We start from the raw sequence: 15,260 nt of genomic DNA on the forward strand, positions 1-15,260 counted from the left end.
CGCGCGGCCACGCTTCGCCAGCACCTTCGTGATCCCGCTCGTCAGCGTCGTCTTGCCGTGGTCCACGTGGCCAATCGTGCCGATGTTCACGTGCGGCTTCGTTCGCTCAAATTTCTCCTTAGCCATGTCAATCCGTCTCCTTCACTTCCATGCCGGGCCCGAGGCGCGGCGCGACCGCTGTCTAACCCGCTTATGCGAATCGATACGTAACGCCGGCCCGCTGCATCGTCTCATTCGCGATGTTTGGCGGCACGGGCTCGTACCGGGCAAACTCCATACTGTAAGAGGCGCGGCCCTGTGTCCGGGACCGGATGTCGCTCGCGTATCCGAACATTTCAGCCAGCGGAACCAGAGCTCTGATTTCCTTCGTCACGCCGTCGCCTTCCATGCACTCGAGGCGGCCCCGGCGTCCGTTCAAATCGTTCATCACCTCGCCGGTGTATTCTTCCGGGCAAATGACCTCGATCTTCATCACCGGCTCGAGGAGGATCGGGCACGCCTTGACGACCGCTTCTTTCACGGCCATCGACGCGGCGATTTCAAACGCCAGTTCGGAGGAATCCACCTCGTGGTAATCGCCGTCGAGCAACGTGACCTTGACGTCCACCGTCGGATAACCGGAGGCGATGCCTGTTTCGAGCGCCCCGCGGGCGCCCTTTTCCACGGCGGGGATGTATTCCTTGGGAATCACGCCGCCGACTACCTTGCTCTCGAACGTGAAATGGCTGCTCGCATCACCCGGCTCGACGCTCAGCAGCACCTTGCCGTACTGGCCGCGCCCGCCGGTCTGGCGGATGAACTTACCCTCCGCGATGGCCGTGCCGCGAATCGTTTCGCGGTAAGCGACCATGGGCCGGCCGACATTGGCGTGCACGTCAAACTCGCGCTGCATGCGGTCCACGATAATCTCGAGATGAAGCTCACCCATGCCCGAGATTATCGTCTGGCCCGTCTCCTGGTCCGTGTGCACCTGGAACGTGGGGTCTTCATCGGACAGCCGCCCCAGCGCATCGGACATACGGTCCTGGTCCGCCTTGGTTTTCGGCTCGATCGCTATATAGACCACCGGTTCCGGAAAATCGACCGACATCAGGGCAATCGGGTGCTTCGGGTCGCACAGGGTATCGCCCGTGCTGGCCGCCCTTGCGCCAATGACCGCGCCGATATCGCCCGTGCGCAATTCCTTGAGGTCCGTGCGCTCGTCCGCGTGCATTTGGAGAAGCCTGCCCAGCCGCTCGCGCTTGCCGGTGCGGGCATTCAATACCGTCTCGCCCGATTCCACCTTGCCGGAGTAGACGCGGATGAAGGTCAGCCGGCCCACATGCGGGTCGCTCAAGATCTTGAACGCCAAGGCCGAGAACGGCTCGTCATCGCTGGGCCGCCGCACGAGCGTCTTGCTCGAGTCGTGTGGCACGGTTCCTTGCACCTCGCCCAAGTCCACCGGCGAAGGGAGATACTCGACCACGGCGTTGAGCAGGAGCCGGACCCCCTTGTTCTTCAACGCCGTGCCGCAAAACACGGGCGTCAGGTTGCGCTCGATCGTGGCTCGCCGGATGGCCCCGCGGAGTTCCTCCCCGGAAACCGGTTCCTCGTGCACGTACTTCTCGAGGATGGCCTCATCGGTCTCGGCCACGGCCTCAAGCAGGTCGTGCCGCCAGAGTTCCGCCTCCTCGCGGTGCTCCACCGGAATATCGGCGATGACCATCTTGTTGTCGACGCCCTCTCCAATCCAGGAGATATAGCGCATCGTCACCAAGTCAATAACCGCTCGAAACTGGTCCTCGCTGCCGATGGGAAGCTGGACGGGCACGACGTGCGCGCCAAGCCGCTGTTTCATGCTCTTCACGGCCTTGACGAAATCCGCGCCGATGCGGTCCATCTTGTTTACGAAGGCGAGCCGGGGCACTCTGTAGCGGTCTGCCTGCCGCCACACGGTCTCGGACTGGGGCTGGACTCCCGCCACTGCGCAAAAGACGGCCACCGCGCCGTCCAGTACCCGGAGGCTCCGCTCCACTTCAGCGGTAAAGTCCACGTGGCCGGGCGTATCGATGATGTTGATACGGTGTTCGTGCCATTCGCAGGCCGTCGCGGCGGAGGTGATCGTTATGCCGCGTTCCCGCTCCTGTTGCATATAGTCCATGGTGGCGGCGCCGTCGTGAACCTCGCCGACACGGTGGACACGCCCGGAATAATAGAGGATCCGCTCCGACACTGTGGTCTTCCCGGCATCGATGTGGGCCATGATGCCGATGTTGCGGACCTTATCTAACTGTTGCGCGCGTGCCACTTTTCACCACCTTGCCTTCGCTATGGTCTCTCTCGCACGCGGCCGCTTCCGCCGGACAGGTGCGCCATCGCGCACCAAATCGCTTGTCGTCTTGGGTCTCGCGCCTGTTCAGATTCAACTGTGGTCTGCTGAAACAGGCCGGAGACGCGGTACCGACGCGCGGAGAGATTTCGCTCTCCCCTTCGAGTTTTTCCTCTGTCTTCCTGGTGTCTTCCTGGTTCCCGCAGTATGTGAACGCGATTCCCGGCGTCTAATACCGGAAATGCGCGAACGCCTTGTTTGCTTCCGCCATCTTGTGCGTGTCGTCCTTGCGCTTCACCGTGCCGCCCGTCTTGTTCAGGCAATCGATCAACTCGGCGGCCAGACGTTCGCGCATCGTCTTCTCACCCCGCTTGCGCGCGAATTCGATTATCCAGCGGAAGGCAATCGACGTGCGCGTTTCCGGCGGGATCTCGACCGGCACCTGATAGGTGGCGCCGCCGACACGGCGCGCCTTCACATGCACCATCGGCTTCGCGTTGTCGATGGCCCGGGCGAACGTCGCAATGGGGTCTTCATTCGGAATCTTCGCTTTTAGAATGTCCAGCGCGCCGTAGACTATCGCCTCGGCCACGCTCTTCTTCCCGCGGCGCATCACGGTGTTGACGAACTTGGTCAGCAAAACGCTGCCATACCGGGGGTCCGGCAGCACAACCCGTTTCTGCACTTCACGTCGACGCGGCATACGCCATCACCTCTTATGAGCTCTGCTTGGGCCGCTTCACGCCGTATTTCGATCGGCTGTTCCAGCGGCCGTTACGCACTTTCTTGCCACCATCATCCTTTTGCGACGCCTGGCCGCCCATGTCGCCCGTGGCGTCCAGCTTGCCGCGAATCAAATGGTACCGCACGCCCGGCAGGTCCTTGACACGGCCCCCGCGGATCAGCACCTGCGAGTGTTCCTGCAGATTGTGGCCGATACCCGGAATGTAGACCGTTACTTCCATGCCATTTTTCAGGCGGACACGGGCCACCTTGCGCAACGCCGAATTCGGTTTCTTCGGCGTCATGGTGTAGACACGCGTGCACGTGCCCGACGCCTGGGGACAGCCCTTCAGCGCCGGCGCTTTCGTCTTCGCGTGCCGCGTCTCGCGGCAATCACGCACCAACTGATTAATCGTAGGCAAAATGGATCTCCCTTGCAGAGTGCATGCGGCACCCGGAAAAGAAGGGTAATATTCAGACAACGGGCGGTAAGCCTAGCATACGCGCGAAGCCGATGTCAACCATTTATCTCCCCCGCCGAGGGGGAACTGCGCACGCGCCCCGCCTGTTCCGGCAAGCGGCCGCGCACGCAAAGAGTCATTATGCCAAGAAAGCTCTCCCCGGGTCAAGCTTCTCGGGAAGGCGATGCCACGACCGCCTCGGGCCGTTGTGTATGCCCCCACCGCTCCGGACCGTTCCGCAAGAATTCCGGTCTCAAGAACCTGCTGACCGGTGGTGCGCCCTCGCGGCCCCCGTATTCGGCCCGCCTCCTCGCTTCTCGCATAAGTGCGCCGCTTGGTGTGTTATCCTTGACCGTGAGCCTGGAGTAGAATGACGGGACGCGAAAGGGAGGCAGAGGCGGTGAAACTCGACCGGAACAGGTTCGGCTTTACGTTAATCGAATTGCTCGTCGTCATAGCCATCATTGGTATCCTGGCGGCGATACTGCTACCCGCGCTCGCACGGGCGCGCGAAGCGGCGCGGCGCGCCAGTTGTCAGAACAATCTGAAGGAATGGGGTCTCGTCTTCAAGATGTACGCGAACGAAGACCCGGGCGAGCGCTGGCCCACGATGCAGTTCGGCGCGTTTCCCGACAGCGGGGGTACGCCGCTGGCGCACGTCGACGTGGGACCTGACCTCTTCGATATTTATCCAGAGTACCTGACGGACCCCATGATCATTCTTTGTCCTTCCGACGCGGAGTACGCCTATCATCGCGACAAGATGTACGCGCTCGACCCGGATACGCCCTGTCTCAACGTGGCGACGGCCGGCACCGACGAGTGCGCGTCCGTTGTCGACGCCAGCTATCTCTACGCGGGCTGGGTGCTCGACCGCGCCGGAGACGAATGGGGCACGGCCCCGCTCGACACGGTGGCGGCAGCGCTGATTCTGGCGTCGCCCATTCCTCTGGCCCCCGGCGATATTCCGGAGCAGGGCACGCCCGGCCCCGCACAGCTGGTCCGCGCGCTCGAGGAATTGGTCGGCGACCCGCAACTGGTCACGGGGGTGCTTGCGGTCCCGCCGGACAACCCGATGATCCAGGGCGTGATTGATCGGGACATATCCGGCGACTCGCTCGCGGGCCTTGGCAACGGCGGCGGCAACACGGTATACCGCCTTCGGGAAGGCATCGAGCGGTTTCTGATTACCGATATCAACAACCCCGCCGCAACGGCGCAGGCGCAAAGCACGGTATATGTCATGTGGGACCACGTCGCGTCGGTGGTCGAGCACTTCAACCACGTTCCCGGCGGCAGCAACGTGCTGTACCTGGACGGTCACGTGGATTTCATTCGCTATCAGGAAGGGGGCACGGCGCCGGTAACGCGCAACATGGCCGTCACGTTGTCGTTGCTCGGCGCGCTGACGCTATAACCGCGCCGCGTACACGGCCAGCCCGTGGCCGTGATACGCCAATGTGAGATAGGGCGGGTCCAGAGTCTCAATTTGCTCGAAAGTCAGCGCATGAGTTCCCCCCGGATCCGTCATGGTTGAATCGCGCACGAGCACGTGCGTGACATGGTATTTCGCCGCCAGCGCGGCAAACTGCGCATCGTCGCGAGACTCGATGGCCGTGAACAGCCGCACCCGGTCCCCGGTGCGTTCGTCATATGCCACGTAGGGGTTCATGAACAGGTCCCATGTCGCGACAACCTTGCGCGCGGCGGGCATTACGAAGCGCAACGCCACGTTCTCATCGCAAAGCACTACAGCATCCGGCGGGCACTCCTGCGTGAGCCAATGAAACAGGGCCGTGCGATCTTCCACGCCGCTCGCGGGCCAGCCAAAATCGACCGGACTCTCAAAGCGGGTGGCCAGCACATAGCGTGGCAGGAACAGGCCCGCGGTAACGCCTGCGGCAACGAGGGCGGGCAGCGTGACGCGGACGAGGCGCTCGAGGCGCGGCAGCGGCGCGGCTCGTCCACGCACCAGCCAGACCAAGACACGCGCGGCCCGCCGGGACACGGCGACCACGCCCAATCCAGCGAGTATCGGCGTCAGCGCCGAGGCTTGAATGAAGAAATGGTGCAGCGGCAGCAAGTATGTCCACGAGACATGCCATGCGGCCTCGGCGACCTGTCCCGCATAGCCCCAGAGCAGAAAGGCCGCGACCGTAACAAGCCATCCGCCCAGCACGGCGCGCGTGCCGTTCTTCAACCGGGGCGCGTAGAACGCCGCGAGAAAACCGGCCAGCACGAACAGGGTATAGGGAGATACGGCTTCCGCGATTGTCTCGGGTACGCGGTCGAGGGCAATCAGGAAGTCGATGTACCGGTTCGCGCCGGGATTCCTGATGCGGAACTGGTAGTTCCAGAGGATGGACCCCGTGTAGGGCAGACTGACGGCGAAGGCGATTACGGCCGCCGTGAGGAACTGCGCGAGACCGCGCGCCGCCTTCTTGTATTCACGCAACACAGGGAGCACGCGCAGCACCGCCGCGATCAGAAACGCGCCGCCCAGCACAAAGGCCGGCGTGGCGTGCGTCATGAAGGCAAGTCCCCATGCGGCACCCGCTGCAACAAACCAGCGCAAAGAGCCGCGGCGCAGTCCCGTGACGTACAGCGCAATCGAGGCATAGAACGGAACATGCCCGAGATAGGTTGCCCAGAGCCAAGGCGAGTAGGAAATGGACGCGATGTCAAAGCGCGTGGGATTGTCCGAAGCGTTCCGGGTCACGAAGAATATCAGCGCGGTCAGCGCGACCCACGGGTCGAACAGGACCCAGACCATCACGAAAAATGCGGCGGGCAGCAATGCGTTCAGATACGCGCCGAGCCGCGCATCCACGAGATAGGGCGGCAGCCCCGTGATCCTGGAACCGAGCGCGACGAGGGCGCCCGTCACCGGCGTGTACCATAGCGTTTCACCGCGCAGGATCGGGTCTTCGGGATATCGCCCGTCGAGAATAGACTGCGCAACGCCGATGTCGCGATACGCGTCGTGGTAGAGCGGCCATTCCTGCTGTCGCGTCGCGCGCACGCCGAGCACCACGCACCACGCGCACAAGAGCACCATGGCGCACGCGGGATAAGCCGCTTCCGCGCGGCAGATTCGGGCCAGGACCCTCATGGCGGATTACGGCCGGGCCGCGGGGGCTTCGTCGCGCGCGCGGCGCGCGCGCACGATGTACGCGGGCGTCTTGCGCAGGCTGAGGAAGGACCGGATCGTGAACTCGCCTATGAGCGCGAGCACCGCGAGCAGCAGCAGCACCGCGGCTACCTGCACGTTGAGCAGGAGGCCCGGCGTCACCTGGCGCAGGATACCGAAGCCGGAGAAGAACCCCGCGCCGATACGCAGGAAGAAAACCAGGCTCGCGAGGATGCAGGCGAGGGCGAGCCACTGGAACGGCGTCTGCGACAACTTCACCAGGTTGTCCATGTTGTAGGTCCAGAGCTTGCGGAAAGTCCAGCCGGATTTGCCGTGCGGCCGCGGGAAATGCGTCACGGGCGTTTCGGTGTAGCGCGTGATGCGGCTGATTACGTCCACGTTGCTGAAGACATGATGCGCGCCGAATTGGAACGCACGCAGCAGCCGCGCATTGTAAATCTTGAACGTGCAGCCGAAATCGCGCAGCGTGCTGCGTGACGCGCGGCGCATGATGATATTCGCCAGCTTCGACGGCAGCACGCGGAACAGCGAGTCCTTGCGGTTCTCCCGATACCCGCTCACGAGGTCATAGCCCCGGTCGTACACCTCGACCAGGCGCGGCAGTTCCTCCGGCGCAAGCTGCAGGTCGCTGTCCAGCAGAATGATCGCGTCCCCTCGCGCTTCCTGAAGTCCGGCCGTCACCGCCGCCTGCTGCCCCGCGTTTGCGAACAGGTCGAGGACGGCGCGCACGCGCGGGTCCCGTTCGAAAATGGCTTCGAGCTTGTTCCAGGTGCCGTCGGCGCTGCCGTCGTTGACCAGGATGATCTCGAAACTGCGGCCCGTCGCTTCGAGGGCGGCCAGCGCACGGCGATGGAACTCCTCGATGGTGCGCTCCTCGAAATAGCACGACACTACGAGGCTGAATTCCGGGTTTGCTGTTTGAGACGGGCCGGCCATGTCTGGGTTCATTCCTCCGCGGCGGGCGCGCAGACCGCAAACAGGGACCCGCAAAGGTCCGGGTATTCCAGCCCGAGGCGGTACAGCCCGTCCAAATGCGGCTGCTCCAGGATGCCCAGTTCCATGAGCTTGTCCAGTTGAAAGTCCGCCAGGATTTTCAGCATCAGGCCGCCCTGCGCCGTGATTTGCCAGCCGCTCGACTCAAGGTCCCGGTTCCAGCTGACCCGGTCGTACACCCGCCGGTGGCCGTGGCTCCGGTCATGCGCCGTGAGGTCGGTCAGTTCGCCGATGAGCCCCATGTGCCGGGCCAGTTGCCGCGAGAGGGCCCGCGCGTTCGGGACAACCGCCAGCAGGTTGCCGCCGGGGGCAAGCAGGCGCCGCAACTGACGCAGCAGCGACGGCGGGTCCTCCACGTGTTCCAGGACATACACGGCAAAGATACAATCATAAGCGCCGCCCGGCGCCGTGGACGCGAATTCCTCGAACAAGCCGAGGTGGAACGTCACGTTCGCGTGGCCCGCGGCACGGCCCGCTTCAAAGAAGGCGCGGCAGCCTTCAACCACGTCGAGATGCGCCACCAGCGGACAGAGCAAGCCCGTGTCGACGCCCTCTGCGTATCCGAGTTGCAGCGCCCGCGCATGCGGGGGAATATAAGGCTTGAGCGTGCGGACGACCTGCTCGCGGATGGCGCGATCCTGCCGCGACCCGGTCGTGTAGGTCGCGCCAGTCGCGTCCAGGTCGTCCATGCATTGCCGTTTGTCAGCGTTCCTGCCCATGGCGTCCCGCCTTGCGTTGCATCCGCCACTCCAGCAAAGACCCAACCCCGTGGCGCGGGCATCCCGCCCGTGCTCCTGCCGCACTACATTCGCCAATCCAGCAAAGACTCGACGGCGTCGGCATCAAACACCGGGATGCCGCGCGCGTCATGCACCCGCTTCCGTTCCGAGAACGAGTCGTCGATGTAGATGGCGTCCCGCTCCGTGATGAACTCCGTTTTTTGGCGCCCGTTGATGATGTGCTCGACGGTGTCGAAACATCCGGTCAGCGCGTGCCGCGCAAGAGTCCGGCCGACGTCGCCGCCGTGCCGCGTCAACAGATGCACCTTCACGCCGCGGTTCCGGCACTGGAACACGAACGCCATGGCCAGAATGTTCACTTCACCGCGGATGAGGAGCGTATCGTCCAGGTCCAGATACACGTGGCGGTAGGTCAGGCCGGTCCGGAACCGGTTCATAAGGGCGGCGTCCATCTCGATGTCATGATGCTCCGGGATAATCTCGACATCGAATCCCGCGCGGTCATAGAGGCTGAGAAGCGGCAGGTTCACGCCAAGATTGCGGTAGAGGCCCGTGGCCCCGCTGATGCGCGGCGCGGCCTCGAGCAGCGCCAGTTGACCCGCCGCGTCGCGCTTCGCCTGGAAGAACCACGCGCCGCGAAACACGAGCCGTTCGCCGATTGCACGCGCCATCGCGTCGAATTCGGCCCCCTCGACAGGCCTTGTGTCCGCGCTGATCCCGCCCGCGATGCGCAACCGCTCGCGCGGCCCCACGAAACGCAGCCGCCCGTGCCGGTCCGTGAAGCAGTCCACTGTGTACTCGCGGCCGGGCAGGTATTCGAGCACCAGCGCATCCGGGTGCCTGCGGCGGGCCAGCGCGAGCTCGTCGCGGTCGCGCACCAGTTGCGCGCCGCGCGAGGCGCTCCCCGTGTCCGGCTTCATGAACACAGGAAACGGCGCGGCAGCATCGTCGTAGAGCGCGGGCGTACGCACGCATCCGGCCAGCGCGGCATAGGTGCGGCGCTTGCTGCGGCAAACGCGGCAGGTCTCGACAGGCGAACCGACCACCTCGCCGCTCCACTGGCGCTCGTGCTCGGCAAGCGTGAGGGCGACGGCGTCGTTGGCGGGGTAGATGTAATGAATCCCGAGTTCGCGGACGAGCGCCGCGAACCGGGGCGCGAAGTCCGGTGCGTCGACCATCGGCACGCCTTCGTGGTAGCGCCGGAACACGTACTTGCCGTGGTTCGAGGCGACACTCGACGCTCCGTGAATCTCGAAGAATCGCGCGAAACAGAGGGAACGGTGCAGAGCCAAGCCTAATTCGGAGCCGCAGGGGAAAACGAGCACGCGCCGGATATCTTCCGTTGTGGTTTCCACGGCCATGCCACCGCTCTTGCCTTTCTTCCCGCGACCACGAATGAAGGCCTCTTAGCCGCCCGGAGTATAACAACGGCCCTGGCAAGGGTCAATCGTAGAAGGGGACCAAGGATAGGAGCACCGGCAGAACGAGGACGGACGGCCCATCGGCGCTCATCTGTGCAAGTCGCCGGTTCCATCCAGGAAATCGCCGGCCTTTGCTTTACATGTATCAGAGGGTAGGATATCATCCCGTAACCCTTGGAGAATACGGTGGAGTCGGTCCCCGTTTACCTGCCACGATGACGGACCAGATTCATATTTCCAGATGGCGCAGATGGCGCGGCGCCGAACTGCTCTGCGCCGGGCTGATCGTGGTCCTCTCCGCGGTGGGAGGCAGCGTCTACCTGTACCGCTACGTCACGAGCGTCGGGTACGCCTACAAGATCAGCACGCACTATTTTGCGCCGTGCGCCTTGTATGCGCTGGGCCGGGAGTTTCAGAACCCGTTTCTGGACCAGGTGCCGGGCCTGCAGGATTTCATGAACGAGCAGACGCAGACCTTCACGCTCGCGCCGGACGCGCCGGTCGGCACGCTGCGCGACCTGAGCTGGTTCCAGCGCGACCACCTCTATCTGCTGGCGGTGGTGGCTCTGGTCTGGCGCGTGCTGGGCGTGTCCTGGGCCGCGTTCAAACTCGTCCCCTTAATCGCGTACGTCATTTCCGGCGTGCTGCTGTTCTTCATCTTCCGCCTCGGCGCGCGGCGGAGCATCAGTCTTGCGGCTGCGTTGCTGTTCCTGTTTTCCCCCGCGGTGCTCACAATCCTTCCGGGCATCCGGGATTTCTGCAAGGCCCCTTTTTTCCTGGGCGTCTTTCTGATACTGCTGTACCTTACGAAGCACGCGGTGAGCTCACGCCGGTTCTGGACGCTGTCGGGCCTCATGGGCGCGCTGATCGCCGCCGGCTACGGTTTCCGCACCGATCTGATCATCTGCATCCCGCCCGCCGCGATCGCCATCCTCTGGGTCGCGCGCGGCAAGACGCGCCTGGATTGGAAACGGCGCGCGGCCGGGCTGGCGGTTTTCGCGGCCGCGTTTCTCGTATTCGGCGCGCCGCTGCTGTTGCGGTCCTACGGCGACGGTTCGGATCCCACCCACCACATTATCTGCGGCATCGCGACGGAGTGCGACCGCGACCTCGGTATCCAGCAGGGCTCTTACGAGCACATCTACTACTTTTTCGACGCTTACACGCACGCGATAGCCAACAGTTACGGCCACCGTATCATGGGCATCAAGGAAAACATCGGCTATCTCTCGCCGCTTTCGGGCACGGTGCAAAACCATTACCTGCGCGATATGGTCCTGCGTTTCCCCGGCGACATGGCGGCGCGGGCGTTGTCCGCGACACTGCGCATCCTGGGAAACGGCATGACGCGCGTCACTGCCTATGATTACCCGGACACCGAGTTCGTTCAGGCCGCGTCCGCGCTCTGGAGACCTTTGGGCACGCACCTCGAGCGGTTCAAGTTCGTATACGCGGGCCTCGCCCTGCTGCTGTTGGCCGCCCACAGCCTGCGCACAGGCGCGGTCGCGTTCTTGTTAATGATGTATTTCACGTCTTACGCTTGCGCTCAGTTTCATCTGCGCCACTATTTTCATCTGACCTTCATTTCGCTCTGGTTCTGCGCGTTCCTGGCTGAACTGCTGGTCCGGGTCCTGTGCTGGATGCGCGTGCGAGACAACCGGCGCGCGTTGCTGGAGTTCGCGCACACACCCGCCCGGTGGTGGGCGGCGCCCGCGAAACGGATGCTGGCATTCGCGTGCGGCGCGTTGCTCGTGCTCGTGGGTCCGCTCGAGGCTGCGCGCGCCGTGCAGCGGTATCGCGTCGCCTACATGCTGGAAAAGCGCGCCGAAGCCGAGCGCGTTCCCTTGGCAACTGACCCGGAACCGGACGGAGACTGGACGTTGCACCGCCTCCGCGGGCCGCTCCTCTCGCCCATGGAAACGGACGGCGAGCAAGTTTACGAAGTGCAATCGGAATATCTCGTGGCGGAATTCAAACCGAGCGCCGCGCCGCGCCGCATCCGCGTCCAGTACGACAGTGAAACGGATTTCAACGATTTTACGTATGAATTACTGGTCGATGCGGGGGGCACAATGAAGAACGAAACCGTGCGCTACATCTTTCCGGTCTACCAGGCCCTTTACACAACGGTCAGCGGCGTGAAGAATCCATTTCCAGGGTTTGACGGGCGCTGGGGGCGCAGCGAGTTTGTCGGGATCGCCATGCCCAGCACCGAGGCCGGCGATTTGCTTGGCCTGTGCCGCTTTACGGACCTATCGTCTTTCCCCTTGCTGATGAATATGACGACAACGGCATCGAACGCGGATTTCCGGTATTTCCAGCGTCTGCAAATGTTCTCAAGAGACCTGCCGCCACGGCCTATGCCCAAGTTCCTTATTCCGTAGGCGGCGGAAAGGCCCCGGATAACCCCATGCCCGAAGCTGTGAAGCGCAGATGGCCCAAACCCGCGTTTGCCGCAATCTGTCTGGCGGCGTGGCTCACCGTCGCGGCGCTTGGGCTGGAACTACACGCACGCTACACCCTGCGCCGCGACGCTCAGGAGGCGGAAAGGTTCTGCGCCGCGCGCATGGACGCCGCATTTGCCGCGGATTACACCCTCATCGCGCAGACCGCCGCGACGGCGCCCCGCCCGCCCGAGGACCTTGTCCGCCCGCTCCCCCCGCGCGAGGACTTTGGCGTCTTGGATGATGCGGCGCGCGGCACACTGGCTCGGGAACGCCGCGAGCTTATCCTGCTGTTCGACGCGACGCGGCGCGTGGAGAAGATATACTTGCCGGAGACCGGCGGCGAACTCGGTGCGTTGAGCCGTGCGGTCCAGCCGGGACAGCATGTCTCCGATATCTTGTCGGGCGCGGAAGCCGCGGACGCACTGGCAGTCTGGCCGCGCCTCGCGCCCGGCGTGTTCGAGCCGCCCCACGAATATACGGTGCGCCTGCCGGACGGCGCGGCATACGCGTCGGAATGGTCATTCCTGTCGCTGGCGGGCCCGCGCCCCGCGGTTGCGGCGTTCATCCGCGATTCGATGTGGCAGGTAACGTGGACGAGATTCCGCGGCCACGTGTACGGCAACAACTTTTACGACCGCTGGTTGAACAGCGAGTTCTGGACCAACGCTCAGGGATACCGGGACGACGAAGTCGTCCTCCCCAAGCCGCCCGGTGTGGTGCGTATTGTCTGCATCGGCGGTTCGACCACAGTCGAGGGGCCGCGCAATGACCTCACATATCCAAACCTTCTTGAATCGAAGCTGCGCGCGCATTTCAAGACGGACCGCATCGAGGTGGTGAACTGCGGCGTGTACACGCTCGATTCGGGACGCGAAGCGCTCTGTTTTCCCGACTATCTCGCCCTCGAACCCGACCTCATCATTGAATACAACTTCATCAACGACATCGCGGCAAACCTCGCGCAGTGGATGCGGCCCGAGAGCTTGCGCGGCGACCCGGTCAAGAACCTCAAACAGTGGCTGCGCCAATCAGTCTTCGTGCATCGTCATTTCAACGCCATGCTGCTGCCCCCGGAACGGGAACTGCGCCGCCGCTACGAGGACACCTTCTTCCGCAATCACCGGCAGATGCTCGAACAGGCCCGCGCCGCGGGCGTCGCGATGGCCTTCGGCAGTTTTGCCCATCCGGATGTAGACCGGCTCGACCCGCGTGAAACCGACTACTTCTATCTGCGCAGCAACCGTCTTTGGGGCTGGTCCGTGGACACGCGGAGCTATGTCCGGCTTGTCGGGCTCTACAACGAGATGTTGCGTGCGTTCTGCGCCCGGCATGACGTGCCGTACCTGCCCATCGCGGAGCATGTCACCGGCGGCGTCGAGAGTTTCACGGACATCTGCCACATGCACCTCAACGCCATGGATGACAAAGCCGGCGTCGCGTTTGAGCACCTCCGCGATTTCGTCGCGGAACGGCTTGCAGCGGCGGGACCGGCGCGCGGGACCGCGCCATGAGCGCGCCCGGCGTCCAGACCGGGCAGGAAGCGGCCGAGGCAACGCGGCGGGGGCGGCTGTGGGTCCTGGCTGCGTTACTGCTGTTGCTGGCGATAGGCGCTGCGCTGCGCCTCTACCGCATCGAGCGCGAGTCCGCCTGGTACGACGAAGTGATCACGGTAAGCGGCATCGGCGCGGAGTCCCTGCGGGGCTTCTTCGAGCACTGGCGCTATACGAACTGGAACGCGGTCCCGGTGTACTACACGATCCAGTATTTCTGGGGGCGGCATGTATGCTCCTCGATCCTGGGCTTTCGCGCACTGTCGGTCCTGTTCAGCCTGTTGACGGTCCCCGTGATCTACCTGCTCGGGCGGCATCTGTTTGGCCGCCGCGCAGGCCTTGTCGCGGCCCTGTGTTTCCTCTTGTCGGGCGTTCACATCTATCAGGCGCAGGAAGTGCGCAACTACTCGCTTACGACGCTGGCCGCGGCGCTGTGCGCATATTCCTTCGTCAGGCTTCTCGAAAAGCCCGCGCCGTCGCGCTATTTCTGGAACGCATTCGCGAATGTCTTTCTCGTCTGGACCCATCTATTCGGCTGTTATCTGCTGGTTGCGGCCGGCTGCACGCTACTGCTCTTCCGGCTGCGCAGGTTCAAGCAGACCGCCGCATGGTTTGCGCTGAACCTCGCGCTCATGGCCCCGTCGCTCCTCTGGATCACGACATTCGAGCCGATAAGATACTACGAACCGCCGCCGCCGCGACTCTGGATGCTCGTCAACAACGCGCTGACCGACGTGTGGTCGCCCACGCTCGTCTTCGGCATACCCCCAGGTTACGAGTGGCAAGTCAGGCCTACGGCATGGACGCAGTTTTTCGCGCAATCGAACGGGTACGTGGACAACGCGCTGCTCGCCGTGTTCCTTGCGGCAGCGGCGTTCGCCGCGGGAACCATGCTGCGCCGGCGGTCTGCGCCGGCATTTGCGCCCGACGCCGCCCCTTCGCGCAACGAAGCCGCCCTGCTGGCGTTTCTGCTATGCTGGCTGGTCCTGCCCGGCGTCATCCTGTTCGCGCTCGCCTGGACCTGGCGCACGGACATCTTCGCCGCAAAATACACGACCTATAGCTCGCTTGCGGCATACCTGCTGGCCGGCGGCGCGGTCGAGCGCCTGCCCGGGCGTACGCTGCGCGTGGCCGCCGTGACGCTGCTGGCGGTCCTGTTCGCTCATCGTTATGGACTGACCCTGACCCATCCGCAACGGCCCGACTGGTACGCGGCCACGGATGCCATCAAAGCGGACTATCGCGACGGCGACCCTCTGGTCATCTATCCCGACTGGCAGGCGCAGGTGCTCGAATACAATATGCGACCGCACGCCGTCCGCGCGCGGCAGACTGGCGACCTGTACCATGTGTGCGCGTGCGCCGACGCCGCGCTGGCGCAGCATGAGCGCGTCTGGGTGGTCTGGGTGGGCGGCTTCGGCAACGTGGACTTCGCGGAACGCGTCGGCGGGTATCTTATGAAGCGC

At 64.0% G+C, this 15,260-nt stretch carries 12 protein-coding genes; 4 read left to right on the forward strand and 8 right to left on the reverse strand.

Annotated elements, in window-relative coordinates:
- From tuf to rpsL, 4 genes are all read right to left on the reverse strand, one after another.
- Positions 1–126, reverse strand: a 126-nt coding sequence (gene tuf / locus KA184_02465) for an elongation factor Tu (protein MBP8128416.1), incomplete at its 3' end; no start/stop codon positions are given.
- 64 nt (positions 127–190) lie between these two features.
- Positions 191–2,287: an elongation factor G gene (gene fusA / locus KA184_02470; GenBank protein ID MBP8128417.1), complete on the reverse strand. Its 2,097-nt coding sequence runs from the start codon at positions 2,285–2,287 to the stop codon at positions 191–193.
- Positions 2,288–2,537: 250 nt separating this feature from the next.
- Positions 2,538–3,011, reverse strand: a complete 474-nt coding sequence (gene rpsG, locus KA184_02475) for a 30S ribosomal protein S7 (GenBank protein MBP8128418.1) — start codon at positions 3,009–3,011, stop codon at positions 2,538–2,540.
- Between the two features lie 13 nt (positions 3,012–3,024).
- Complete coding sequence (rpsL, locus tag KA184_02480) at positions 3,025–3,453, reverse strand: 30S ribosomal protein S12 (protein MBP8128419.1); 429 nt, start codon at positions 3,451–3,453, stop codon at positions 3,025–3,027.
- 409 nt (positions 3,454–3,862) lie between these two features.
- Between rpsL and KA184_02485 the strand changes: the two genes are divergently transcribed.
- Positions 3,863–4,909 (forward strand): prepilin-type N-terminal cleavage/methylation domain-containing protein, encoded by a 1,047-nt coding sequence (locus KA184_02485; protein ID MBP8128420.1) that lies wholly within the window; start codon positions 3,863–3,865, stop codon positions 4,907–4,909.
- On the opposite strand, the gene KA184_02490 is transcribed toward KA184_02485, so the two are convergent.
- The 4 genes from KA184_02490 to KA184_02505 all read right to left on the reverse strand — a co-directional run bounded on the left by KA184_02490 (position 4,904) and on the right by KA184_02505 (position 9,737).
- The gene (locus KA184_02490; protein MBP8128421.1) at positions 4,904–6,604 is read right to left on the reverse strand and encodes a hypothetical protein; all 1,701 of its coding nucleotides are present in this window, start codon (positions 6,602–6,604) and stop codon (positions 4,904–4,906) included. The two genes, KA184_02485 and KA184_02490, sit on opposite strands and share 6 nt — an antisense overlap.
- A 6-nt stretch (positions 6,605–6,610) precedes the next feature.
- A complete protein-coding gene (locus KA184_02495; GenBank protein ID MBP8128422.1) occupies positions 6,611–7,579 on the reverse strand; it encodes a glycosyltransferase family 2 protein in 969 nt (322 codons plus the stop codon).
- 8 nt (positions 7,580–7,587) lie between these two features.
- Entirely contained in the window at positions 7,588–8,325 is a 738-nt protein-coding gene (locus KA184_02500) for a class I SAM-dependent methyltransferase (GenBank protein MBP8128423.1), read from the reverse strand.
- A gap of 113 nt (positions 8,326–8,438) precedes the next feature.
- Positions 8,439–9,737 (reverse strand): ATP-grasp domain-containing protein, encoded by a 1,299-nt coding sequence (locus KA184_02505; protein MBP8128424.1) that lies wholly within the window; start codon positions 9,735–9,737, stop codon positions 8,439–8,441.
- Between the two features lie 275 nt (positions 9,738–10,012).
- Between KA184_02505 and KA184_02510 the strand changes: the two genes are divergently transcribed.
- From KA184_02510 to KA184_02520, 3 genes are all read left to right on the forward strand, one after another.
- Entirely contained in the window at positions 10,013–12,181 is a 2,169-nt protein-coding gene (locus KA184_02510; protein MBP8128425.1) for a hypothetical protein, read from the forward strand.
- A 26-nt stretch (positions 12,182–12,207) separates the two neighbouring features.
- The gene (locus tag KA184_02515; GenBank protein ID MBP8128426.1) at positions 12,208–13,755 is read left to right on the forward strand and encodes an SGNH/GDSL hydrolase family protein; all 1,548 of its coding nucleotides are present in this window, start codon (positions 12,208–12,210) and stop codon (positions 13,753–13,755) included.
- The coding region (locus tag KA184_02520; protein MBP8128427.1) for a glycosyltransferase family 39 protein at positions 13,752–15,260 on the forward strand (1,509 nt) is incomplete at its 3' end. The genes KA184_02515 and KA184_02520, both read left to right, overlap by 4 nt.

The organism is Candidatus Hydrogenedentota bacterium, from assembly GCA_018005585.1.
Lineage (GTDB): Bacteria > Hydrogenedentota > Hydrogenedentia > Hydrogenedentales > JAGMZX01 > JAGMZX01.